We start from the raw sequence: 23366 nt of genomic DNA, 5'->3' as shown, positions 1-23366 counted from the left end.
GTGAAAAAAATGTTCTTATGCTCTTCATTCAAAGATAGCTATTCTCTCTTGTCTGACTTTGCAGGCGGCACCTTAAAAGGAAAAAGTGTGACATTCATTCCGTCAGCCAGTGAAGTGGAAGAAGTCACGCACTATGTCGATGCAGCAAAAGAAGCCTTTCATCAATTAGAAATGCGTGTAGAGACTGTTCAGCTGACCGGGCAAGCGGTTCAGGAGATCACACAGATCATTGGGAAGAATGATGTCATGTATGTATCTGGCGGCAATACCTTTTATTTGCTGCAAGAATTAAGAAAGCACGGGCTCGATCGTGTATTGAAAGAAGAGATCGGCAAAGGCAAGCTGTATATCGGAGAATCCGCGGGGAGTATTATCATGGCGCCAAGCATTGAATACATCTCACTGATGGATGATCAGGAGAAAGCGCTAGAGTTATCTTCCTTTGAAGGATTCAATGAGATCAGCAGCTATCCGGTACCGCATATAAACAATCCTTATTTAGGTGAAGCCGCGCAGCATATCATAGAGAAAGATCAAAATACGCTCTCTTTATGCCCGCTCACTGATGAACAAGTTTTACTTGTGACAGGCGAACAGACTGAGGTCAAGACGGTCTGAGTTGTTCCTTTCAGCGTGTAGACAAACCCTCGCATTCTTTGTCAGTCCTGCGCTCTGGTGCTCACGAATGTCAAATTCGCTCCGCGCCAGTACTCGTCCTTCCTAGGGCTGCAAAGGTTTTCTATCACGCTGAAAAGAAGACAAAGGGCTAAAATAAAGTTCATTTTAGCCCTTTGTCAACAATCTGAAAGGAACAGGAGCATATGCCCTGTTCCTTTTTTAATCTTGAAACACATCACTTGATAAATAGCGTTCACCCGTGTCTGCTGTCATACAAATGACAATGTGATCCTTTGGCATTTGCTTGGCTGCTTCAATGGCTGCATAGCATGCTGCGCCAGATGATGGACCGACTAAAATACCTTCAAGACGGGCGAGCTTTCGTGTGATGTCGTAAGCATCTTCATCACTCACTTGCACAATCTCATCATACACCTGTTCGTTTAAAATTTGTGGGATAAATCCTGGACTTGTGCCAACAAGCTTATGTTTGCCAGGTTTCCCGCCTGATAAAACAGGAGACCCCTTTGGCTCTGCCACATGTATCGTCAATTCCGGGAATGCTTTTTTGAGTTCCTCTCCAGTGCCTGTAATGGTTCCGCCCGTTCCAGCAGTTGCGACAAAAGCGGCAAGCGGCTGTCCAATCTGTTGCACTGCATCAATAATTTCTACAGCCGTTGTCCCTCTATGAGCATCGGGGTTCGCATCATTGTCAAATTGCATGGGAATAAAGCTGTTAGGAATTTGAGCAGCTAATTCTTCTGCCTTGCGAATACAGCCTGGCATTTTTTCCTCCCCCGGGGTTAAGACGACCTGTGCGCCGTATGCCTTTAAAATATTGATTCTTTCTTGGGTCATCGTATCAGGCATGATCAGAATGGCTTTGTAGCCTCTTGCAGCAGCGTTCATCGCTAAGCCAATTCCTGTATTCCCGCTTGTTGGTTCAATAATCGTTGCCCCTTTTGTGAGCTTTCCTTGTTTTTCTGCCTCAAGGATCATATTGTAAGCAGCCCGATCTTTTACACTTCCGCTAGGATTAAATGATTCCAGTTTTAAATAAATAGCAGCGCCATGTTCTGGCTGAAGGCGCTGTAATTTTACAAGTGGTGTATGACCTATTAATTCAGCTATATTTTGTGCAACCTTCATCATGTGACACCCTTTCTTCTCATTCCGCATTACTTTAGTTATACTATCATCAATGGGGATTCGTAAAGTTTGTTAAAAAGGACAGGTGAAAATATGGCCGAAAGCCGTCATTATTTTATCGGGATTCCAATCCCTGAACAACTCGCGTATCAAATGAAAGCGGATATAGACAAGAGGAGCGGACTTTCCTTTCAAAAATGGACAGCACCCATTGATTATCATGTCACCCTTGTGTTTTTAGGTGCGATTCCAGAGGACCGTTTAAATAAGATTTCTGAGCTACTTGCACAGCTGTCTCCTGAGGTGTCTGCTTTCCCGCTGAAGCTGAATGAAGTAGGGATATTTGGCCAAAAGGAGCGGCCGAGAGTCTTTTTTGCAAAGCCTAGTGAAAGTAAGCCTTTGATGGATCTTAGAGAAAAAGTGAAAGCAGCCGTTTTGACAGCAGGTCATCCTGTCGAAAAGAGACCCTTTCATCCACATATGACGATTGCGCGCAAATGGAATAGGGAACAGTCCTATATAGAACAAGCACCCTTACGGAAAGAACCATATTCGATGGAGGTTTCTAGTATCGCTTTATTTGAAATCCGTCTAAAAGAAACCCCGCGTTATCACGCGATCAAACAATTTACACTACATAAATGATTCTAGAGGTTGGAGTGAGCAGCAGATGGCGCAAATTATTAAAATCCAAGATTATATATCACGATATGAACAAGACCCGCATCATTACATCAATCAGTTCATTCGGTTGAAAAAACAAAGATGGGACGAGTTAAAAAAGGCTTCCAAAGAGCAGGTGCAAAAGCAGGCTGACCAAGCCATCGAGCAAGCACCTGAACAAGAGGAAGAAAAGAGAAAGAAATTCTCCTTAAAAAGAAAGCAAAAAGAAGCCGATATGAAAAAGGAACGGGACCTGAGTCTTTTTAACGAGCCAACAGATATAGAACAAGGTGTCTTTACAAACGTTCCTACCGATGAAACGAAGCTGATTCACTTTTTTAAAGATCATCTTTACGATGTTCAGTTAAAATGGGCCAGCTCGACGATCTCTCATATTTCAACTGTCTCCCATCACATTCGCTATGATGAAAAGCTGCGGATGCTTGCAAGGCAGCTGCCAGATTCTTATTTTGTGATGTACAAGCCGGTGCTGCTCATTCAAAAAGCTGAGATGGAATTGTGTCCAGTGCTCATTACACCGCTTGAAGTCATCTGTTTATCTTTCTTAGAAGCAGAGCCAGACAGCGTATATATTGGATCGAAGGAACGTTTTTGGGAAAAGCGGGCGACGGGAAAAGCTGTTCAATCCGTTTTAAACCCTTGTGCAAGCCTTCTGCGCTCTGGAACAGTTGTGTCAAAAATTTTACAGCAAAGTGGTGTAGAGCTTCCTGTGAAAAAAATCCTCATCAGCCGCACCTCGTATATTGATTTGCCCGAAGTTCCATTCGGGATGGAGGTTGTCGATAAGAAGAAAGCGGAGGATTGGTTTGACAAGCAGCGGAAAAACACGGCGCCGACAAAGCACCAGCAATTCAAAGCGACAAAGGCATTGCTTGCTTATGGTGAATCAGACAGCAAAAGAAGGCAGGAATGGCTCGATTAAAGGCATATCAAGGTCACCAAAAAATGAGACCTGAGTGGAGCTAATATATGAATGAGTGGTACTTTATCGTCAATCCAGCAGCAGGACAAGGAAAAGGACTCCGCACTTGGAGAAGCATGGAGAAAGAATTACAAAAGGTAGAGATCTCATACAGATCGTTTCTTACCCAGCATGAAGGACATGCCGAAGTTTTGGCGAGACAAATTAGCGCTATGCAAGACGACAGATTGAAACGGCTGATCGTCATTGGCGGTGACGGCACATTTCATGAAGTACTGAATGGTTTGAAAGAAATTGATCATGTGCAGCTAAGCTTTGTCCCAGCAGGTCATTGGAATGATGCTGCGAAGGGGCTGGGCATCCAGCGTCACGATGTGATCAAAGAAGTGAGAAAACAAAAAAGGATGCTGACGAAAACATTTTCTCTCGGTTCCTTTCAAGATCATGCAGAAAGTCCGCAATCTGTTCTTTTTCTCAATCATATTGGTGTTGGTTTTGATGCGCATGTCTTGAAGAGAACGGTCCATTTTAGAGGGAAAAAGTGGCTCAACCGACTCAAACTCGGATTTATCATCTATCCGCTGTCCTTTCTACATTCGTTATGGTCTTTCAAACCGTTTGACCTTGCTCTTTTTATTGAAAATGAGAGAAAAGTTTTTCGCCAAGTGTGGTTTGTGATCGTATGTAATCACCCATATTATGGAGGCGGGCTGGAAGCAGCGCCGGAAGCAAGTGCGAGGCAATCAGGATTTCAAACAATCGTTGTCACGGATTTGAATCCATTGAAAGTCCTCTTATTTTTAAGTGCAATGGTTTTTAAAAAGCACCTTGTAATGGAGGGAGTCACCCTTTTTCAGCATGAAGAAGCCTACTTGGAGGCAGATGAAAAAATCCTATTTCACGCTGATGGAGAAGTGATTGGCGCCACTCCAGTGTTTGTTAAGGCTAGTGAGCGATCGTTAAAATTACGTGGCTAAGAAGCAGCCAGTGTGCGCACGAGCAAAAGAAACATGAAAAAAGACTTCCCTTTTCATAAGGTTCTTGTCCTGTTTTTCTAGTTTTGCTTGACGAGTATAAGAAGGTAGCGATAAAATCTATAGGACGGCTATTGTTTAGCATCTCATTCTCAATAGCTGTCCTTTTTGTTTTTATGATCATATAAATAAAAAATAAACAGCCAATTGATCTCAATCGGCTGAATTTTGTCGACTAAAAAAGCATGATTTAAAATATTTTAAGAAATGATGGGTTGAAAATTGATATGAACTGGTTGGGACAAATATTAGGTAGCGAATGGCACATCTCTCCTGCTGGAGGCGCTACGGGAGATGCGTACTTCGCAACACACAATGACCAAAAGCTATTTTTAAAACGCAATACGTCACCGTTTCTTGCGGTTTTGTCAGCTGAAGGCATTGTGCCGAAGCTTGTCTGGACAAAACGGATGGAAAATGGGGATGTCATCACTGCGCAGCACTGGCTGAGCGGCAGAGAGCTGAAGCCAAAGGACATGAATGACCGTCCTGTAGCGGAGCAGCTAAGAAAAATTCATACATCAAAAGAGCTGCTCGATATGCTGAAACGATTAGAAAAGCACTCGCTTGACCCGGCATCGATCTTGATGCATCTCAAGGCATCGATCTTAAAAGAGCAGATTGACTCACATGATATCACGCGCGCCATCCAGTATTTAGAGAAACATGTGGAGGCAGTTCATTTCGAGGATAAGGTCGTATGCCATTGTGACCTCAACCATAATAATTGGCTGCTGACAGATGAAAACCAGCTCTATTTAATTGATTGGGACGGGGCAATGATTGCGGATCCAGCGATTGATCTTGGACCGCTCTTATACCATTATGTTGAAGAAGAGAACTGGGAAAGCTGGCTCTCTATGTATGGTGCTCCGCTGACCGACAACTTGCGAAAACGCATGGCATGGTATGTGCTGGCTGAAACCGTCTCGTTTGTCGTTTGGCATAAAAGAAAAGGAAATGAAAAGGCGCAAAAAGAAGTGCAAGCCGAGCTACATGCACTCTTAAAACGGTTAAACATCCATTAAGACAGTGGAATGTTCTCGACCCAGTCAGATAGATGCGATTGATGCGCTTCGATATGTGCATCAATTGAACTGACAGAGGTACCTTTTTGGCTGTAATCATAAATATCTGTTAGCAGCTGACGAACGTCAGCATCCAAATCTTCTTTTGCCAGCATTAATTGAATCACGCGTCCCACCTGTTCATATTCTGCAACAGTCCCGCAGCAATCCAGCTGGTGATCAGTTAAAATATCTTTGATTAATTGAAGCTGATGTTGGCGGTTTAATCCCATACGTATGCTCCTTTCAGGGCGTGTCATTTATGTGGTTAAACTGTGCATTCAGCTTTGATTTTATACATGAAGCAGACCAGCCCAATTAGCAGCTGGTCTTTTTCATATGTGCGGATAAGATGCTGTCTTGCGGCTCTTTATGTTTCATGGTATCTTGATAAAATGTAAAGAAAATAGAGGTGTATCAAATTGAGAATGCGACATAAACCATGGGCGGATGATTACTTAGCTGAAAATGCTCATATTGCTTTAGCTAACCCTGAACAATACAAAGGGAAATGGCATGAGCTGTTTGGAAATGATCATCCAATCCATATCGAAGTCGGTACAGGAAAAGGGAGTTTTATTGCCGGAATGGGCAAGCTTCATCCTGAGATAAACTATATCGGCATTGAATTATTTAAAAGTGTCATTGTGACGGCAGTCGATAAAATCAAAGAAACAGATGTAGAAAACGTAAAGCTTCTAAACATCAACGCAGAGACACTGACAGATGTCTTTGCGGAAAATGAGATTGATCGGGTGTATTTGAACTTCTCTGATCCGTGGCCAAAATCAAGGCATGAAAAACGTAGGTTGACGTTTAAAGCCTTTTTAAAGCGATATGAACAGATCCTCCGTCCAGGCGGTGAATTACATTTCAAAACCGATAACCGCGGACTATTTGAATATTCCTTGAAAAGTTTTTCGTCTTACGGACTCCTTTTAACATATGTGAGCCTTGATTTACATGAGGATGGTCTCGAAGGAAATGTCATGACAGAATATGAAGAGAAATTCTCTTCCATGGGACAACCGATTTATCGATCAGAAGTAAAATCCCCTGAATAACAAGCGAACAAAGCTGGCTGCAACGAACGATTGCGGTCAGCTTTTTTTGATAAAAGATTAGCACATGCGATTTTCCTTTGTATTTGCTACGATAGAAAAAGGAGGGATGACAGCAATGGAGACAATGAAAATAGGTGAAATGGAACTGTTCTGGTTAAATGGGGGAGATACACACATGGATGGCGGTGCCATGTTTGGCGTGGTGCCAAAGCCATTATGGTCAAAAAAATACCCTGTGAATGATCGAAATCAAATTGAATTACGGTGTGATCCAATGCTCATACGGTGGAACGGTCTTCATCTGTTAGTAGATTCCGGCATCGGGTCAGGGAAGCTGACAGAGAAACAAAAACGCAATTATGGCGTCACAGAGGAAACGAAAATAGAGGAATCACTTGCGGCTCTCGGTTTGCGCCCATCTGATATAGATTACGTCTTAATGACTCATTTGCATTTTGATCATGCAAGCGGGCTGACAAAACGTGAAGGCGATAAGCTTGTGTCTGTTTTTCAGCAGGCCAAAATCATCACGTCCAAAATTGAATGGGACGAAATGAGGGCGCCGAACATCCGCTCAAGAAATACATATTGGAAAGAAAACTGGGAGCCTGTTGCCGATCAAGTCATGACATTTGAAGATAGCATCGAAGTAACAGAAGGCATTCGCCTGCATCATACAGGTGGACATAGCAATGGGCATAGCATCTTAACGCTCACAAGTCAGGGAGAAACAGCTATTCATTTAGCGGATATCATGCCGACACACGCTCATAAAAACCCGCTTTGGGTGTTGGCATACGATGATTATCCAATGACCTCGATCCCGGCGAAGCAAAAATGGCAGGCATTTGCCGAAGAAAACAATGCATGGTACTTGTTTTATCATGATGCCATCTACCGTGCTGTCAAGTGGGATGAAGACGGGGCAATGACCCATGAGGTCAAAAGAGAAACCGGAAGATAAAAGATCATCTGTATGTTTTTTCACCTTTCACACAAAATAACGACAAAATGAACTTGTGAAAGGAAGAGTGCAGGTGAATCAATTTTATCGTGTACATGGTGATGTCATCGAGACACCGTTAAGAGGGATGGAAGTCATGTCTGTCCCTTATTTAAACAAAGGGGTCGCATTTACAAAGGAAGAGCGGGAAGAGCTTGGGTTAAAGGGATTTCTGCCGCCGAAGGTGTTAACACTAGAAGATCAAGCAAAGCGTGCATATGAACAGTTCAAAGCACAGCCAGACGCACTTGGGAAAAATGTTTATTTAACTGCGCTTCATGACAGAAATGAAGTGCTCTTTTATAAATTATTAAATGAGCATTTGGCAGAAATGCTGCCGATTGTTTACACACCGACCGTAGGAACAGCGATTCAGCGTTACAGCCACGAGTATAGAAAGCCAAGAGGAATTTATTTATCCATTGATGATCTAGAAGGAATGGAAGAAATTTTTGCATCTTACGGAGTGGATGAATCAATTGATCTCATTGTCGCAACAGATGCAGAAGGAATTTTAGGCATCGGTGACTGGGGTGTTGGTGGAATCGCCATTTCAGTCGGAAAACTGGCTGTTTATACAGCCGCAGCAGGTATTGATCCTAGTCGTGTGCTGGCAGTGGTACTTGATGCTGGGACCAACCAGGAAAGCCTTTTAAATGATCCGCTTTATGTGGGAAATCAGCACTCCCGCGTTCGAGGAGAGCGCTATGATCAGTTTATTGATCAATATGTTGAGCTTGCCCGTGCGACTTTTCCAAATGCACTTCTTCACTGGGAAGACTTCGGTACAAAAAATGCGCGCGCCATTTTGGAAAAATATAAGGACCGTATTTGTACATTTAATGATGATATTCAAGGAACTGGAGCCGTTTCACTTGCTGCCGTTCTGGCTTGTGCAAAAGCATCGAAGGTTCCGCTGAAAGATCACCGAATCGTGATCTTTGGAGCAGGTACAGCAGGGATTGGTATAGCCGAGCAAATTCGTGATGCCATCGTGAGAGATGGTGTCAAAGAAGAGGAATCATATGATCATTTCTGGTGTATTGATAAAACGGGATTGCTCACAGATGATTCACCCGACATTCAGCCATTCCAAAAGCCGTATGCAAGACGTTCTGATGAAGTGAAGGATTATGCACGTAATGGTCCAAAGAATTCAATTGATTTGTTAGAGGTCGTGAAGCAGGCGAAACCTACGATCTTAATTGGTACCTCAACTGTAGGTGGGGCATTTACAGAGGAAATAGTGAAAGAAATGGCGTCACATGTAGAGCGGCCAGCGATTTTACCGATGTCAAACCCGACACCTCTTTCAGAGGCAAAGCCGGAAGATCTCATTGAGTGGACAAAAGGACGTGCGCTTGTCACAACGGGAAGCCCGTTTGATCCAGTTGAATATGGCGGTGTGACATATGAAATTGGGCAGGCAAATAATGCTCTTGTGTTTCCAGGGCTTGGTCTTGGAACGATTGTGTGTAAAGCCCGTCTCATGACAGACAGCATGTTTGTTGCGAGTGCTGAAGCGATTGCGAGCATGGTCAATGTCGGAAAACCGGGTGCTGCGATGCTTCCAAGTGTTGATCAGCTCAGAACGGTTTCAGCGACAGTGGCTGTCCGTGTGGCACAAGCAGCGATTGACGAAGGAATTGCGGAAGAAACCCCTGATGACCTCATTCAGGCTGTGCAAGACGCCATGTGGCACCCTGTATACAAAAAAATCAAAGCCATCTAAAAAAAGCTTCGCAAGGACTTGTCTTTGCGAAGCTTTCTTATTAAGCAACAGAATCAATGACATCAACGATCATGCCTGTTTTTGCATCAATCATGACTTCATACTGTTCCAGCTCGCCAAAGGCGGAGCGTGTAATGCCAGATTTGTACACATCAATCGTTTCACCATTTACGGTATACGGTTCTGGTACAGTATAAATCCAAGAGCCATCAATCGGGCCGCGCTGTTTAAAAGCGGATTTCACAATTTTTAACGCTTTTTCAGACGAGATATACGTCGGGAAAAAGACTTTCTTTGCAACAATTGCAGCGGCTACGCCAATACTCGCACCAATCAGAACATGTTTTAACTTCAACGTGCTGCACCTCCGTATTGCTGTTTTTTCCATTATACAAAACTTGTCCAGCGATGTTAAGAAATCCGAATACTTGAAAGCATATTCAAAATTTCTGGAGAGATACTTGGAAAACCGAAAGAATTCTTATAGTATAAAGTGAGTGTTATTTTTATAGGAATTTATATGGTCATTACATAGAAATGAGGGTAACTGTCAAATGAACGAAGAAACAATGTCGCTTTTCCGAAATTTAACAGAACTACAAGGGACTCCAGGTAATGAGCACCATGTGCGTGCTTTTATGAAAAAGGAACTTGAGAAATATTCCGATGAACTCATACAGGATCGTCTTGGTGGAGTGTTTGGTGTCCGCAAAGGCCCAGAGAACGCGCCGAAGATTATGGTGGCTGGTCATATGGATGAAGTCGGTTTTATGGTGTCATCCATTACGAAAAACGGAATGATTCGTTTTCAAACACTTGGCGCCTGGTGGAGTCAAGTGATGCTTGCGCAGCGTGTGGATGTTCATACGGATCACGGGCCAATTCCGGGCGTTATATCGAGCACACCTCCTCACCTTCTGACACCAGAACAAAAAAGCAAATCAGTAAAACCGTCAGATATGCTGATTGATATTGGTGCAGACAGTGAAGAAGAAGCGAAAGAGCTTGGCGTTCGCCCAGGACAGCAAATCGTTCCTGCAACGGTCTTTACCCCAATGGCCAATCCAAAAAAGATTTTAGCCAAAGCTTGGGATAACCGCTATGGATGCGGACTTGCCATTGAATTATTAAAAGAATTAAAAGACGAAACCCTTTCATGTCAATTGTATTCAGGCGCCACCGTACAAGAGGAAGTAGGGCTCAGAGGGGCTGAGGTAGCTGCGAATATGATTCAGCCTGATCTGTTCTTTGCTCTAGATGCGAGTCCCGCAAATGATGTGACGGGAGACAAATCACAATTTGGCCAGCTTGGAAAAGGTGCACTTCTTCGTATTTATGATCGCACGATGATTACGCATCGAGGCATGAGAGAATTTGTTCTCGATACAGCCGAAACAAACAATATTCCATATCAATATTTCGTATCGCCAGGCGGTACGGATGCTGGACGTGTCCATATCTCAAATCAAGGTGTACCGTCTGCTGTTATTGGTGTATGTGCGCGTTACATTCATACAAGTCACTCTGTCTTGCATGTGGATGATTATGCAGCGGCAAAAGAATTAATTGTTCGTCTTGTGAAAAATTGTGATCAAAGCACGGTGGATTCGATTTATCAACAAGTGTAAACGATAAGAAAAAGGCTGCCTCTTTTAAGAGCACAGCCTTCAGCGTGTAGACAAACCCTCGCATTCTTTGTCAGTCCTGCGTGCCGGTGCTCACGAATGTCAAATTCGCTCCGCGCCGGTACTCGACCTTCCTAGGGCTGCAAAGGTTTTCTATCACGCTGAAAAGAAGAAAAAGGGCTAAAATCAAGTTCATTTTAGCCCTTTTTCTTATTCTTGTTCAAACACGTATGACAACGCCTTAATTGCTTGATTCACTGTTTCGACAGTGATATTTGCTTTGTTTGATAGTTCCTTTAGGGGATGATGTAATTCTTTAGGACGAATCAAAATAAGGGGTTTTCCTTTGGCAATGGCAGAAGAAGCATCCATTGCCGTGTTCCACTGTTTATATTTCTCACCAAAGCGGGCGATGACGACGTCTGCCTTATTTAATAATAGTTCGGTGCGGAAATTGTTCAAATCAGAAGCCGCATCGTCTTTCAAGATGGCATTTGGCTGCCCGCCTAAAATATCTTCTCCGATGTTATCTGATCGGTCATGATTCTCCATTGGGCCAACAAACGTCACTGGTAGTTTCAAAGACTGGCTTTTTTCCTTAATTTCATCGCGCCACTGGCTATGAATTTCTCCAGCTAAATAAACCGTTAATTGCATAACAATCTCCTCCTTGTGCACAAACTTAGTAAAGGTTTGCCCTGTTTCTTTTCATGTTACACAAGAAGTGCTTGATAAAGCAAAAAAAATATGATTATGATATTCATGGTAGAGACTATTTTTCATCGTAAGAAGACTACATATAATGGGAAGGACAGGCCTCTTCGTCTTTCCTATGAGAAAGCAGGAAGACGACGTTGATGACTTATTTAAAAAGAAAGGGTATTTCCCTTTCGCCAAAGGTCTATTTTATTGATGCACTCTCTTATATGGCTTTAGGTCTATTTGCTACATTAGTGGTAGGACTGATTTTAAAAACAGCAGGCGGCCTGTTATCATTTCCTCTCATCGTGGAAATGGGAACGCTCGCAATGGGGCTGATGGGACCAGCAATTGGCGTAGCGGTTGCTTATCGCTTAAACGCTTCTCCTTTAATTATTTTCGCAAGTGTTGTTTCAGGTGCCGCCGGAGCAGAGCTTGGGGGACCTGCTGGAAGCTTCGTGGCTGCTCTTATTGGTGTGGAATTAGGCAAACTCATCAGTGGTGAGACAAGAATTGATATTATTTTAACGCCGCTTGTGACCATTATCACAGGTTTTCTCACCGCTGCTTTCATCGGCCCTGGGATTCAGGCGGTGATGACAGGGCTCGGCAGGCTGATCGTATGGGGGACTGACCAAAGTCCACTCATCATGGGCATGCTGGTTGCAACCATTGTTGGACTTGCTCTTAGCTCACCGATTTCAAGTGCTGCGCTTGCGCTGATGCTTGATTTAAGCGGTCTTGCTGCTGGTGCGGCGACGATTGGCTGCTGCGCGCAGATGGTCGGCTTTGCTGCTGCAGGATTTAGGGAAAATCGTTTTGGCGGTCTTGCTGCGGTAGGCATTGGAACATCAAAACTACAGCTGCCGAACATTGTGAAAAATCCGCTCATTCTCATTCCGCCGACGATTGCAGGACTGATTCTTGCACCAATTGGTATCATTGGCTTTGGGATGGTCAATAATGCGGCAGGAGCGGGTATGGGAACTAGCGGACTTGTCGGCCAGCTCATGACACTCACAGTCATGGGATTTCATCCTTCCGTTTTCCTCGCTATTGCTCTCTTGCATATCGTTGGCCCGGCAGTGATTAGTTTGGTAGTATCAGAATGGATGAGAAAGAAAGGCTATATACAATTCGGAGATTTAAGTATACAAACTGGAGGAATCAAACATGAAAAAAATTGAATCAAACGAAGAATTACAAAAAGTGATTCAAGAAGACTTAACCGTATTACTATTTTCAGCTGACTGGTGCCCGGACTGCACATTTATTGAGCCGTTTTTGCCAGAGCTTGAAGCAAACTATCCAGAATTTGAATACTTCTATGTGGATAGAGATCAGTTCATCGACACTTGTGCAGAGTGGGAAATTTACGGAATTCCAAGCTTTTTAGTCTTTAAAAACGGACAAGAGATCAACCGTTTTGTCAGCAAAGATCGTAAGACAAAGGAAGAGATTGAAGCATTTTTAACAGATTCTCTTTCTAAATAACGAAAGGAGAGTCTTATCATGGCGAAAATGACATCAAGACAGCTTGCCAATCAATTGAAAAGCCGTCTGACGAACGACAGTTGGACCCACCAGTTTGACAGGGAAAAAGATACGCTTCGTGTGGAAGATAAACATACAGGAAAGGGCATCACGCTTGAGCTCCCGCCGATTATTGCAAAGTGGGAAGTAAAGCCTGATGAAACACTAGATGAGATCGTTTATTATGTGAAAGAGGCGCTCAGCGCAATGAAAGGTGAAGCGCAGCACATCTCAGGCAAAGAGAAGCACATTTATCCGGTCATTCGTTCAACGTCCTTTCCAGAAACATCAAGTGATGAGATTCCGCTCGTTTTTGATGAGCATACAGCAGAGACAAGAATCTACTATGCACTTGACCTTGGAAGCACCTACAGATTAATTGACGAGAAGATGCTGCAAAAGGAAAACTGGACAAAAGAACGAATCAGAGAAACCGCAAGTTTTAACGTCCGTTCACTAAAGACTGTCGTGAAAATGGATGAAGTGGCGGGCAACCGTTTTTATTTCTTCCGTGCAAATGACGGGTACGATGCAAGCAGAATATTAAATGAATCGATTTTACAAGAATACGCGCAAAAAGTAGAGGGGCAAATGGCCATTTCCGTTCCCCATCAAGATGTGTTCATCATTGCAGATGTACGCAATGAATCAGGCTATGATATTTTAGGGCAAATGTCGATGAGCTTCTTCGCCAGCGGCACGGTTCCGATTACGGCCTTGTCATTTTTATATGACGAAGGCAAGCTTGAACCGATCTTTATTCTTGCAAAAAGCAGACCAAAACAGCAGTAGAAGGGAATTTTGAAGAATGAACGTTTTTTATAATGCAGAAGGTGTCGGCGACACACTCCTTATTTCATTGAAAGATGTAACAAGAGAAGAAGTAGGTCATGAAACGTTTGGAGATGTCGTAAGAATCTTCAATCAAGACACAAAAGAAACAACAGGTTTTAATATTTTCAATGCATCTTCTTACATGAAAATTGAAGAAAACGGATCTGTACCGCTTTCTGAAACGCTTGTTCAAGATATCAATGAAATTTTAAACCGCAACGGTGTCAGTGAAACATTAACAGTTGATCTATCACCTAAGTTTGTGGTCGGTTATGTGAAGGAAAAAGAAAAACATCCGAATGCAGATAAACTGAACATTTGCCAAGTAGATGTTGGCGATGAAGCCTTACAAATCGTGTGCGGTGCACCAAACGTTGATCAAGGTCAATATGTTGTGGTTGCAAAGGTCGGTGCTGTGATGCCGAGCGGTTTGGTGATCAAAGATGCTGAACTAAGAGGTGTTCCTTCAAGCGGAATGATTTGTTCTGCAAAAGAATTAGATCTTCCGAATGCGCCTGCTGAAAAAGGAATCCTTGTTCTAGAAGGAAGCCGCCAAGCTGGCGAACCATTTGAAGCGTAACCTCCCATAAACGGGTACAAATGAGCGAAGAATGTGTTATACCAAAAGTCACTAAGTACGTACTTAGTGACTTTTTTTCATCTACAGACAGCATGAACAGCAAAGCGTAGCACTTTTCTCGCTTTTCTGCATGAAAAAGCAATGGTATACTAAAAATCGCCCAAGAAAACGTAAGGGGAGTTAAAGTGAGTGATAAATGATGAGTTGGTTAGATAAATTTTTTAGTGTATTTTTAGGAGAAGAAAAAAAAGAAGAAAAAGCTGAGAGGCCTGAAACAGGTCCGATTGCACCAAAGCAGCCAGCTGTTGAACAGCATAAAGAATATAAAAAAGTTGAAGATACGAAAGTGTATTATGAATATCCAAAAGGCAATTTCCGCTTTCCTCTCGTTCCAGATGAACCTGCACGTGAGGCAGCAAAGCAACAAGAAAGAAGGCGCACGCGGCCAAGTCAGTCAAAGGCAAAGCAGACGACCTATCAGCCAAAACAAACAGTGCAGCCTGATCTCAATAAAAAGCCTTTTAAACCAGAGCAAATTCCTTCACCCATCTATGGCTACCACCAGGATATGCGTCCAAAACATGCAGCAGCCAAAGAAGACACATCTTCTGTCAAAATGAAATCGGCAGAAGAAACGTCACAGCGTGTCACACTGTTATCAGAAGAAGCAGAGCGTGAACGGAATGTAAGACAGCAAATGAACATCCCGTCTATACGAAAAGAACAACGTATGGAAGACATGATGTCAGCCCAAACAGAAGAACAATTAGAGAAGCAACCTGTCACGACGCCGCTTACTTTGCAAGAGGAACTCGCTTATCAAGATCACGTTCAATCAACGATGGAACGTTTATATGACGAGCCTTTCAGTGAGACAGAGGATCAAGATCAAGCTTTGTCACAGACCAAAGACGACCGGGAAGCATCCTTACATATGGAGCAAGCTGAAGCATCTAACGAGCCTCTAGAGATGGAGCAAGAACAGGCAGTCACCGTTGAACAAGAAGAGCCGATGATTCCGCTTGAAGATGATGCTGAAAAAAAAGAGAGCTTTACATTTGAAACAGCTTTAAGCGCATCACCAGCACTCGACATGGAGATAGAAAGCCCGGTAGAAGAAACTGCGGTGCTGGAAGAGAATGAAGTAGAGGCTATGGAGGAAACAACAGAGGCTGCATGGATAGAAGAAAGTCAAACAGACGTGTCAGCGGCAGCATTTGAACAAGAAGAACCGGTGATCATACAAGATTCGCAAGATGATGATTCTCTGCCGGAAGAAAAATTAACAGATGATGAAGTCATGCCAGTTGAAGAAGCATCAGATGAATTTGCTGACTCTGGACAAGCAGAGATCGCCGGGGATATGGCAGAAGAGCTTGAGGAAACACCTGAAGAAACGCCTGAAATAAAACGTGAAGAACCAAAACCGTCTTCTCCACAGCCAAAGCGCTCAAGCGGTCAAACCTCCACCGTTCCTTTTAATGTCATGATGTTAAAAAGTGATCAGCGCGTGCAAGGACAGAAGAAAACGGCAGATGCACAAGGATATGTATTTCCGAGTTTAGCCCTTCTAGACGTTCCGCCAGCACAAAAAGAAGAGGACGGAACATGGGTGAAAGAACGGGCAGAACTGCTCAATGCCACACTGAAAAATTTCAATGTCAGAGCAAGTGTTGTTCATGTGACGCAAGGTCCTTCTGTTACAAGATTTGAAGTGCATCCTGAACCAGGCGTGAAAGTGAACAAAATTACAAACCTGTCAGATGATATCAAACTCAGTTTGTCTGCAAAAGATATTCGAATCGAAGCGCCGATTCCTGGGAAGAACACGATTGGAATCGAAGTGCCGAACCTTCACAGTAAAATGGTATTCTTAAGAGAAATGATCAGAAGCAGTGCCTTTAGAGACAACCCATCTCCATTAACGGCAGCGCTCGGATTGGATATTTCCGGTCAGCCCGTTGTGGTTGATTTGCAAAAAATGCCGCACGGCTTAATTGCCGGAGCAACAGGTTCAGGGAAAAGTGTCTGTATTAATACTATTCTCGTAAGCCTAATGTTTAGAGCCTCACCTGATGAAGTGAAAATGCTGTTAATCGACCCTAAAATGGTCGAACTGGCGCCATATAATCACATTCCGCATCTTGTGAGCCCAGTTATTACTGATGCCAAGACAGCAACAGCTGCTTTGAAATGGGTAGTAGATGAAATGGAAAGACGCTATGAACTGTTTGCACACTCTGGTGTGAGAGAAATCAAACGATTTAACGAACTGGTGAAAGAAAAACAAATGGGTGAAAAACTGCCATATCTCGTCGTTGTCATTGATGAACTGGCTGATTTAATGATGGTCGCACCAAATGAAGTCGAAGAAAGCATTTGCCGAATTGCTCAAAAAGCAAGAGCATGCGGGATTCACTTACTCATTGCGACGCAAAGACCTTCTGTTGATGTCATTACAGGCCTCATTAAAGCAAACATCCCAACAAGAATTGCTTTCTCTGTTTCAAGCCAAGTGGATTCAAGAACCATTATTGATATGGCAGGTGCTGAAAAGCTTCTCGGAAAAGGAGACATGCTGTTCTTAGAAAATGGCTCTGGCAAACCGACAAGGCTGCAAGGGAACTTTGTATCAGATCGAGAGATTGATGAAGTGGTAGCGCATGTGAGAAAACAGCGCAAACCTGTGTTCCTTTTTGAACAGGAAGAATTGATGCTCCAAGGCTCTGCCATTACAGACGAAGATGAATTGTTTATGGACGCATGCCGATTCGCCATCGAGCAAAATAGTGCAAGTACATCCAGTTTGCAAAGAAGATTTAGAATTGGCTACAATCGAGCAGCGAGATTGATTGATATGATGGAACGTGAAGGGATGATCTCTGGTGCAAAAGGCAGTAAGCCAAGAGAGGTCCTCATGACACTGAGTGATTTAGAACAATTGATCTAAACAAACCACTTCATTTTTTTGATAAACATGGTATGATAGCACATAGGTGCAATTTTTGAATTGGACGCTTTTCGCATGCCTGTCTGAACGCTTTTTAACGAAAATGAGCGAAAGCAGGTGTTAGAAATGGGAAAGTTGTCGGATACTAATCATAGTTAATATTGATTAGAATAGGAAGATCGGAAAAAAATCTTTATTTGGAGCTGCGATTTGTGATCAGCTAGAGACAAAAATCACAAGTTGCAAATTGAAATGAGCGTCATATACTGTAAGTCAGATAGACGTTTGTTGGAGGTACAATTATGACTGTTTATCATTTTGTTGGAATAAAAGGGACAGGTATGAGTCCACTGGCCCAAATTCTTCATGATACTGGGTATACTGTCCAAGGATCGGATATCGAAAAACATATCTTTACACAAAAAGCATTAGAAGAACGAAATATTAAAATTCTTCCATTTGACCCAGATAATATTCAGCCAGGGATGACGGTGATTGCAGGAAATGCATTCCCAGATACACACCCTGAGATTGAGCGTGCTCTTTCTGAAGGGATTCCTGTCATTCGTTATCATAAATTTCTTGGAGAATACATGGATTCATTCACAAACGTTGCAATTACTGGTGCTCATGGTAAAACATCGACAACAGGTCTGCTTGCACATGTGATGCAAGCGGCAAAACCAACTTCCTACTTAATCGGTGATGGATCTGGAATGGGGAAAGAAAACAGCGAGTATTTTGTATTTGAAGCGTGCGAATACCGCAGACATTTCCTCAGCTACCATCCAGACTATGCGATCATGACCAATATTGATTTTGATCACCCTGATTATTTCACGGATATTGATGACGTGTTTGATGCGTTTCAAAACATGGCACTTCAAGTGAAAAAAGCCATCATCGCTTGCGGTGATGATGAGCATCTGCTCAAGATCCAAGCAAAAGTACCTGTTGTGTACTACGGATTCAATGAAGAAAATGATTTCCAAGCACGAAATGTTGTGAAAAACACAGAAGGCACCACATTTGATGTATTTGTACGTAATACGTTTTATGATACCTTCTACATTCCTGCTTACGGAAACCACAATGTCCTTAACTCATTAGCGGTCATTGCATTATGCCACTATGAAGCCATTGATGTAGAGCTCATCAAAGGTGCTTTAACGACATTTGGCGGTGTGAAACGACGCTTTAATGAAAAAGTAGTCGGTGAACAAGTCTTAATTGACGACTATGCGCACCATCCGACTGAAATTGAAGTCACGATCGAAGCAGCTCGCCAGAAGTATCCAGACCGTGATATTGTAGCAGTCTTCCAGCCGCACACTTTCACTCGTACACAGCAATTTTTAAGTGAATTTGCGGACAGTCTGAAAAAAGCAGACTATGTATACCTCTGTGATATTTTCGGCTCAGCTCGTGAAAACATTGGGAAACTAAGCATTGAAGATTTGCGGGAAAAAATTCCGCAAGCCCAATTGATTGAAGAAGAAGAGACATCTGTGCTGAAAGCACATGAAAATGCGATCTTGGTCTTTATGGGAGCAGGAGATATTCAAAAGTATCTTCGTGCTTATGAGAAAGTCGCAGTATAATTACCTGTCAAAAGTGCCGATTCAATCGGCGCTTTTTTATTTTGAATAAAATGTGACAAAGGGGCTAAATGTGACAAGATGTGCCGCTTTTTTTCGTTCGCTGTGGACAGGAATTGGCGAATAAGTGTAGAATTATTATTCAATCGGTCATTCTAGGCGATGTTTGAATGATACAACGAGAGGGTATTGAATTGAATATGCCCGCAGCAAAGGAGGTATCAGATGATTATTATTCTCTATTTAAGCGTTGCACTCATCGCAATCGCTTTCCTCATTCTTGTCATCTACTTGTCCAAAACATTGAAATCCTTACAGCTGACATTAAAGAATGTCGCATCAACTTTAGAAGGTCTTGAAGGACAGATGCAAGGCATCACCACAGAGACAGCACAGTTGCTACATAAGACCAATCAGCTTGCTGAAGATATTCAAGACAAATCGGCAAAACTTAACACAGTTGTGGATGCGGTGCAGGGAATTGGTGGCTCGATCAACCAATTTAATACAAGCATAAAGCAGGCAGCTGGTGCGGTTTCTTCATCCGTTGAACGAAATCAAGAGAAAGTCACGGATGTGGTAAGCTGGAGTAACGCAGCACTTGAAATCTATAAAAAGTGGAAACAGCGTAAACAACAATAAACAACCATTTTCGCATAGGAGGAATAATCATGAGCAAAGACGGAATCAATAGCAAAGACTTTTTGATCGGAACACTTATCGGTGGCATTATCGGTGCAACAACGGCATTATTTTTAGCACCAAAGTCAGGGAAAGAGCTTCGCGATGATTTGAACACCCAAGCGAATGCCCTAAAAGAAAAAACAGATCGTCTTACAACAGATGCAAAGGAAAAAGGCACTGAATATGTGACGATTGCGAAAGACAAAACATCTGAATTGTCTCAGCTCGTAGCAGAGCAGTCAAACCAGATTTTAGACAAAGTAAAAGACATAAAAGATCGTACAGCTGGAAAAGCTAAACAAGTAAAAAGCGAAGCAGAAGATGCTGCAGCAAATATTGCAAATGAAGCTTCAGATGTAGCAGATGAAGCAAAAGTAAGAGCACAAGAAGCAAAAGCAGACATTGAAGACGGCATCAAAGATGTCAAAGAAAAAGTAGAACAATCTACGAAAGGCTAACTCACTGTTTAAGTGTGGAAGGAGCACATCATGTCTAAACAACTCATAGAAACAGAAGAACAGTTTGATCAACTAACGAATCAAGACGGAACCTTTGTCTTTTTTAAGCACAGTTTGACATGTCCAATCAGCCAAGCTGCTTTTCAAGAGTTTGAAGCGTTTGCGTCAGAACATGTGGATGTCCCTGCTTATTTCTTGCAAATTCAAAACACAAGAGAGCTTTCATCCTATGTGACTGAAAAGTCAGGGATCAAGCACGAAAGCCCGCAGGCACTCATCTTTAGCGGTGGCAAAGTAAAGTGGCATGCTTCTCACTCAAGCATTACAAAAGAAGCGCTTGAACATAACATGTAGAAAAACGTCAGCGATTGCTGACGTTTTTTTTATAAAAAAGGTTTACTTGCATCAAAAGTATGCTATAATCTTACACATAATACTTTATCGCTTAAAAGCGTTTGGGTAATAAAGAATTTTTTCGTGACAATTCCGAAATCTTTGTTTATAATAAACCCTATTATAAGAGATCAAAAATAAAAAGCGAGAGCGGGCAGAGGAAAGGATGACAAAAATGAGCAACAATGAATTGGAACAATTGAGACAGCAAGCAGATGAACTAAATCTTCAAATCTTAAAACTGATCAATGAAAGAGGAAACATTGTAAAAGAAATTGGAAAGGCTAAAGAAGCGCAAGGTGTCAACCGTTATGACCCTGTCAGAGAGCGCACAATGCTTAATCAAATTCTTGAAGAAAATGATGGCCCATTTGAAAATTCAACGATTCAACATATTTTCAAAGAAATTTTCAAAGCTGGTTTAGAGCTTCAAGAAGATGACCACAGCAAAGCACTTCTTGTTTCTCGTAAGAAAAAACCTGAAAATACAATTGTAAATATCAATGGAGAAGCGATCGGTGACGGAAAACAACGTTTCATCGTTGGGCCATGTGCCGTTGAAAGCTACGAGCAAGTTGCAGAAGTAGCGGCAGCAGCGAAACAGCAGGGACTAAAACTTCTTCGTGGTGGCGCATTTAAGCCTCGCACAAGTCCATACGACTTCCAAGGACTTGGCGTAGACGGTCTAAAAATTCTAAAACGTGTAGCAGATGAATACGGTCTTGCAGTTATTAGTGAAATCGTGAATCCTGCTCATATTGAAGAAGCGATTGAGCATATCGATGTCATCCAAATTGGAGCACGTAACATGCAGAACTTCGAGCTTTTAAAAGAAGCTGGATCAGTGAACAAACCAGTTCTTTTAAAACGCGGTTTAGCAGCAACAATTTCAGAATTCATCAATGCAGCTGAATACATCATCGCACAAGGAAATGACCAAATCATCCTTTGCGAGCGAGGCATCCGCACATACGAAACAGCCACAAGAAATACACTAGATATCTCGGCTGTGCCAATCTTGAAACAAGAGACACATTTACCAGTCTTTGTTGACGTGACACACTCAACAGGACGCAGAGATCTACTTCTTCCAACAGCTAAAGCAGCTCTTGCGATTGGAGCAGACGGTGTGATGGCAGAAGTGCATCCAGATCCATCTGTTGCCCTATCTGATTCAGCGCAGCAAATGGACATTCCACAATTCGAAAAATGGTTAGATGCGTTAAGACCACTTGTCAACATTCACGCGTAACCATAAATAGAAAAGCCGCCGGATGAAAGCCCGGCGGTTTTTTCATGAAAAAATACGATTAAAATTGGAAATGAAAGGAAAAGAGCACATTGCAAGCTAAAAATACGCTTGTTCACAATGTTTTCATTTTTAAAATTCGATAGAATCTGCTAAGATCATTGTCATAGCTGACGTTCGCGACGATTTTTGGTGAAATATGATTCAATTTACAGGTAACAAGCTCATTAAAGTTTGTTTAATTTAGTTATAAAAAGAAAGGGAACGTTTTCATATGAAGAAAAAACGTGTATAATTTCATAAAAGAATGTCATTTTGATGTAGATTGAAAAATTATGTGTCTCTTTTCATCGTTTTAATGACAAATAGGATATTATTTTCCTCGTATCTGACATGTCTCTATCCAATTGGTGAATGCTATAGATATGAAGTGTATTTGAAGGAGTGATTTATGTGAATAATGTTACAATATATGATGTAGCAAGAGAAGCAAACGTAAGTATGGCAACGGTATCACGCGTTGTTAATGGTAATCCAAACGTAAAACCAACAACAAGAAAAAAGGTGCTTGAAGCAATTGATCGTCTCGGCTACCGTCCAAACGCAGTCGCACGAGGCCTTGCAAGTAAAAAGACCACAACAGTTGGGGTCATCATCCCTGATATTTCAAGTATCTTCTATTCAGAGCTTGCACGAGGAATTGAAGATATTGCGACGATGTACAAGTACAACATTATTTTGAGCAACTCAGACCAAAATACTGATAAAGAACTTCATTTGTTAAACACAATGCTTGGCAAACAAGTAGATGGAATCGTTTTTATGGGCGGAAACATTACAGATGTGCATGTGGAAGAATTTAAGCGCTCTCCTGTACCCATTGTACTTGCAGCATCTGTTGAAGAGCAGGCACAAACACCATCAGTCAACATTAACTATGAACAAGCCATTTATGATTCAGTTCAGCTATTAGTTGAAAAAGGACATAAACGAATTGCGTTTGTATCTGGACCAATGTCAGAACCAATTAACTCTATGAGAAAGCTTGCTGGTTATAAGCGTGCGCTTGAAGAAGCTGGTATCGCATTTGACGAAGCGCTTGTTGCTGAAGGAGACTACTCATATGACTCTGGTATTGAAGCGCTCGCTAATCTGCTTGAGCAATCTGACAAGCCGACGGCTGTGATTGCAGCTACTGACGAAATGGCGCTAGGTGTCATTCATGGAGCGCAGGACAGAGGCGTATCAATTCCTGAAGATTTAGAAGTGATTGGCTTTGATAACACAAGACTATCCCTCATGGTGCGCCCTCAATTGACAACAGTTGTTCAGCCGACTTACGATATTGGCGCTGTTGCGATGAGACTTTTGACAAAGCTCATGAACAAAGAACAAGTAGAAGATCAAATTGTTGAATTGCCACATAGAATCGAAGAAAGACAATCGACGAAATAAAAAAGAAAGCAGGCTCACTTGATCAGTGGACGCCT

At 42.4% G+C, this 23366-nt stretch carries 24 protein-coding genes; 20 read left to right on the top strand and 4 right to left on the bottom strand.

Features of this window, described 5'->3' with window-relative positions; genetic code table 11:
* Positions 1-618 (top strand): Type 1 glutamine amidotransferase-like domain-containing protein, encoded by a 618-nt coding sequence (locus MKY11_RS13915; RefSeq protein WP_342501495.1) that lies wholly within the window; start codon positions 1-3, stop codon positions 616-618.
* A 219-nt stretch (positions 619-837) separates the two neighbouring features.
* Here the strand turns inward: MKY11_RS13915 and cysK are convergent, their stop codons facing one another.
* Entirely contained in the window at positions 838-1770 is a 933-nt protein-coding gene (cysK, locus tag MKY11_RS13910; protein ID WP_160757440.1) for a cysteine synthase A, read from the bottom strand.
* A 90-nt stretch (positions 1771-1860) separates the two neighbouring features.
* Here cysK and thpR point away from each other — a divergent pair, with 90 nt between their 5' ends.
* The 4 genes from thpR to MKY11_RS13890 all read left to right on the top strand — a co-directional run bounded on the left by thpR (position 1861) and on the right by MKY11_RS13890 (position 5435).
* Positions 1861-2412 (top strand): RNA 2',3'-cyclic phosphodiesterase, encoded by a 552-nt coding sequence (gene thpR, locus MKY11_RS13905; RefSeq protein ID WP_024719290.1) that lies wholly within the window; start codon positions 1861-1863, stop codon positions 2410-2412.
* Positions 2413-2437: 25 nt separating this feature from the next.
* Positions 2438-3373, top strand: coding sequence for a hypothetical protein (locus tag MKY11_RS13900; RefSeq protein WP_039168403.1), 936 nt, complete (start codon positions 2438-2440; stop codon positions 3371-3373).
* A gap of 47 nt (positions 3374-3420) precedes the next feature.
* Positions 3421-4350: a YegS/Rv2252/BmrU family lipid kinase gene (locus MKY11_RS13895; protein WP_178930465.1), complete on the top strand. Its 930-nt coding sequence runs from the start codon at positions 3421-3423 to the stop codon at positions 4348-4350.
* 284 nt (positions 4351-4634) lie between these two features.
* Positions 4635-5435 (top strand): phosphotransferase family protein, encoded by an 801-nt coding sequence (locus MKY11_RS13890; RefSeq protein WP_025207816.1) that lies wholly within the window; start codon positions 4635-4637, stop codon positions 5433-5435.
* Here MKY11_RS13890 and MKY11_RS13885 read toward each other — a convergent pair.
* Positions 5432-5707 (bottom strand): YtzH-like family protein, encoded by a 276-nt coding sequence (locus MKY11_RS13885; protein ID WP_024719286.1) that lies wholly within the window; start codon positions 5705-5707, stop codon positions 5432-5434. The genes MKY11_RS13890 and MKY11_RS13885 overlap by 4 nt on opposite strands.
* Before the next feature lie 189 nt (positions 5708-5896).
* Here MKY11_RS13885 and trmB point away from each other — a divergent pair, with 189 nt between their 5' ends.
* From trmB to MKY11_RS13870, 3 genes are all read left to right on the top strand, one after another.
* Entirely contained in the window at positions 5897-6538 is a 642-nt protein-coding gene (trmB, locus tag MKY11_RS13880) for a tRNA (guanosine(46)-N7)-methyltransferase TrmB (RefSeq protein WP_342501494.1), read from the top strand.
* 115 nt (positions 6539-6653) lie between these two features.
* Positions 6654-7502 (top strand): MBL fold metallo-hydrolase, encoded by an 849-nt coding sequence (locus MKY11_RS13875; protein WP_024719284.1) that lies wholly within the window; start codon positions 6654-6656, stop codon positions 7500-7502.
* A 73-nt stretch (positions 7503-7575) separates the two neighbouring features.
* A complete protein-coding gene (locus tag MKY11_RS13870; RefSeq protein ID WP_342501493.1) occupies positions 7576-9273 on the top strand; it encodes an NAD-dependent malic enzyme in 1698 nt (565 codons plus the stop codon).
* A 40-nt stretch (positions 9274-9313) separates the two neighbouring features.
* On the opposite strand, the gene MKY11_RS13865 is transcribed toward MKY11_RS13870, so the two are convergent.
* Entirely contained in the window at positions 9314-9628 is a 315-nt protein-coding gene (locus MKY11_RS13865; RefSeq protein ID WP_003217759.1) for a PepSY domain-containing protein, read from the bottom strand.
* 199 nt (positions 9629-9827) lie between these two features.
* Here MKY11_RS13865 and MKY11_RS13860 point away from each other — a divergent pair, with 199 nt between their 5' ends.
* Complete coding sequence (locus tag MKY11_RS13860; RefSeq protein ID WP_341017205.1) at positions 9828-10901, top strand: M42 family metallopeptidase; 1074 nt, start codon at positions 9828-9830, stop codon at positions 10899-10901.
* Between the two features lie 207 nt (positions 10902-11108).
* Here MKY11_RS13860 and MKY11_RS13855 read toward each other — a convergent pair whose 3' ends face one another.
* A complete protein-coding gene (locus tag MKY11_RS13855) occupies positions 11109-11555 on the bottom strand; it encodes a YtoQ family protein (protein ID WP_007501817.1) in 447 nt (148 codons plus the stop codon).
* A 200-nt stretch (positions 11556-11755) separates the two neighbouring features.
* Here MKY11_RS13855 and MKY11_RS13850 point away from each other — a divergent pair, with 200 nt between their 5' ends.
* The 11 genes from MKY11_RS13850 to ccpA all read left to right on the top strand — a co-directional run bounded on the left by MKY11_RS13850 (position 11756) and on the right by ccpA (position 23331).
* Positions 11756-12784: a PTS sugar transporter subunit IIC gene (locus tag MKY11_RS13850; protein ID WP_019743715.1), complete on the top strand. Its 1029-nt coding sequence runs from the start codon at positions 11756-11758 to the stop codon at positions 12782-12784.
* Positions 12771-13091, top strand: coding sequence for a thioredoxin family protein (locus tag MKY11_RS13845; protein ID WP_003217665.1), 321 nt, complete (start codon positions 12771-12773; stop codon positions 13089-13091). The genes MKY11_RS13850 and MKY11_RS13845 overlap by 14 nt, the downstream gene beginning before the upstream one ends.
* Before the next feature lie 18 nt (positions 13092-13109).
* Positions 13110-13922 (top strand): DUF1444 domain-containing protein, encoded by an 813-nt coding sequence (locus MKY11_RS13840; protein ID WP_008343044.1) that lies wholly within the window; start codon positions 13110-13112, stop codon positions 13920-13922.
* Between the two features lie 16 nt (positions 13923-13938).
* Positions 13939-14544, top strand: coding sequence for a YtpR family tRNA-binding protein (gene ytpR, locus MKY11_RS13835; RefSeq protein ID WP_342501492.1), 606 nt, complete (start codon positions 13939-13941; stop codon positions 14542-14544).
* A gap of 196 nt (positions 14545-14740) precedes the next feature.
* Positions 14741-17494, top strand: coding sequence for a DNA translocase FtsK (locus tag MKY11_RS13830; protein ID WP_342501491.1), 2754 nt, complete (start codon positions 14741-14743; stop codon positions 17492-17494).
* A gap of 302 nt (positions 17495-17796) precedes the next feature.
* Positions 17797-19095: a UDP-N-acetylmuramate--L-alanine ligase gene (murC, locus tag MKY11_RS13825; protein ID WP_008343047.1), complete on the top strand. Its 1299-nt coding sequence runs from the start codon at positions 17797-17799 to the stop codon at positions 19093-19095.
* A gap of 222 nt (positions 19096-19317) precedes the next feature.
* Positions 19318-19734 (top strand): DUF948 domain-containing protein, encoded by a 417-nt coding sequence (locus MKY11_RS13820; RefSeq protein ID WP_017367864.1) that lies wholly within the window; start codon positions 19318-19320, stop codon positions 19732-19734.
* Positions 19735-19763: 29 nt separating this feature from the next.
* Positions 19764-20234 (top strand): YtxH domain-containing protein, encoded by a 471-nt coding sequence (locus MKY11_RS13815; protein WP_007501807.1) that lies wholly within the window; start codon positions 19764-19766, stop codon positions 20232-20234.
* Between the two features lie 30 nt (positions 20235-20264).
* Positions 20265-20588: a bacillithiol system redox-active protein YtxJ gene (gene ytxJ, locus MKY11_RS13810; RefSeq protein WP_144667122.1), complete on the top strand. Its 324-nt coding sequence runs from the start codon at positions 20265-20267 to the stop codon at positions 20586-20588.
* 214 nt (positions 20589-20802) lie between these two features.
* Positions 20803-21879 carry a bifunctional 3-deoxy-7-phosphoheptulonate synthase/chorismate mutase gene (locus MKY11_RS13805; protein WP_017358315.1) on the top strand — a complete coding sequence of 359 codons (1077 nt, stop codon included), beginning with the start codon at positions 20803-20805 and terminating at the stop codon, positions 21877-21879.
* 450 nt (positions 21880-22329) lie between these two features.
* Positions 22330-23331 (top strand): catabolite control protein A, encoded by a 1002-nt coding sequence (gene ccpA, locus MKY11_RS13800; RefSeq protein WP_008343056.1) that lies wholly within the window; start codon positions 22330-22332, stop codon positions 23329-23331.
* Positions 23332-23366: the final 35 nt, after the last annotated feature.

Source organism: Bacillus sp. FSL W7-1085 (assembly GCF_038595035.1).
In the GTDB taxonomy this organism is placed as follows: domain Bacteria; phylum Bacillota; class Bacilli; order Bacillales; family Bacillaceae; genus Bacillus; species Bacillus altitudinis.
This window is presented reverse-complemented; position numbering and strand designations above follow the sequence as displayed.

What these genes read in the sequence shown, in the direction of transcription:
- MKY11_RS13830 (WP_342501491.1), top strand. Translation starts at nt 14,741, where the DNA reads ATGATGAGTTGGTTAGATAAATTTTTTAGTGTATTTTTAGGAGAAGAA.
- thpR (WP_024719290.1), top strand. Translation starts at nt 1,861, where the DNA reads ATGGCCGAAAGCCGTCATTATTTTATCGGGATTCCAATCCCTGAACAA.
- MKY11_RS13890 (WP_025207816.1), top strand. Translation starts at nt 4,635, where the DNA reads ATGAACTGGTTGGGACAAATATTAGGTAGCGAATGGCACATCTCTCCT.
- MKY11_RS13815 (WP_007501807.1), top strand. Translation starts at nt 19,764, where the DNA reads ATGAGCAAAGACGGAATCAATAGCAAAGACTTTTTGATCGGAACACTT.
- MKY11_RS13855 (WP_007501817.1), bottom strand. Translation starts at nt 11,555, where the DNA reads ATGCAATTAACGGTTTATTTAGCTGGAGAAATTCATAGCCAGTGGCGC.
- MKY11_RS13875 (WP_024719284.1), top strand. Translation starts at nt 6,654, where the DNA reads ATGGAGACAATGAAAATAGGTGAAATGGAACTGTTCTGGTTAAATGGG.
- MKY11_RS13820 (WP_017367864.1), top strand. Translation starts at nt 19,318, where the DNA reads ATGATTATTATTCTCTATTTAAGCGTTGCACTCATCGCAATCGCTTTC.
- ytpR (WP_342501492.1), top strand. Translation starts at nt 13,939, where the DNA reads ATGAACGTTTTTTATAATGCAGAAGGTGTCGGCGACACACTCCTTATT.
- ytxJ (WP_144667122.1), top strand. Translation starts at nt 20,265, where the DNA reads ATGTCTAAACAACTCATAGAAACAGAAGAACAGTTTGATCAACTAACG.
- MKY11_RS13895 (WP_178930465.1), top strand. Translation starts at nt 3,421, where the DNA reads ATGAATGAGTGGTACTTTATCGTCAATCCAGCAGCAGGACAAGGAAAA.
- MKY11_RS13805 (WP_017358315.1), top strand. Translation starts at nt 20,803, where the DNA reads ATGAGCAACAATGAATTGGAACAATTGAGACAGCAAGCAGATGAACTA.
- MKY11_RS13845 (WP_003217665.1), top strand. Translation starts at nt 12,771, where the DNA reads ATGAAAAAAATTGAATCAAACGAAGAATTACAAAAAGTGATTCAAGAA.
- MKY11_RS13885 (WP_024719286.1), bottom strand. Translation starts at nt 5,707, where the DNA reads ATGGGATTAAACCGCCAACATCAGCTTCAATTAATCAAAGATATTTTA.
- murC (WP_008343047.1), top strand. Translation starts at nt 17,797, where the DNA reads ATGACTGTTTATCATTTTGTTGGAATAAAAGGGACAGGTATGAGTCCA.
- MKY11_RS13840 (WP_008343044.1), top strand. Translation starts at nt 13,110, where the DNA reads ATGGCGAAAATGACATCAAGACAGCTTGCCAATCAATTGAAAAGCCGT.
- MKY11_RS13850 (WP_019743715.1), top strand. Translation starts at nt 11,756, where the DNA reads ATGACTTATTTAAAAAGAAAGGGTATTTCCCTTTCGCCAAAGGTCTAT.
- MKY11_RS13860 (WP_341017205.1), top strand. Translation starts at nt 9,828, where the DNA reads ATGAACGAAGAAACAATGTCGCTTTTCCGAAATTTAACAGAACTACAA.
- cysK (WP_160757440.1), bottom strand. Translation starts at nt 1,770, where the DNA reads ATGATGAAGGTTGCACAAAATATAGCTGAATTAATAGGTCATACACCA.
- MKY11_RS13900 (WP_039168403.1), top strand. Translation starts at nt 2,438, where the DNA reads ATGGCGCAAATTATTAAAATCCAAGATTATATATCACGATATGAACAA.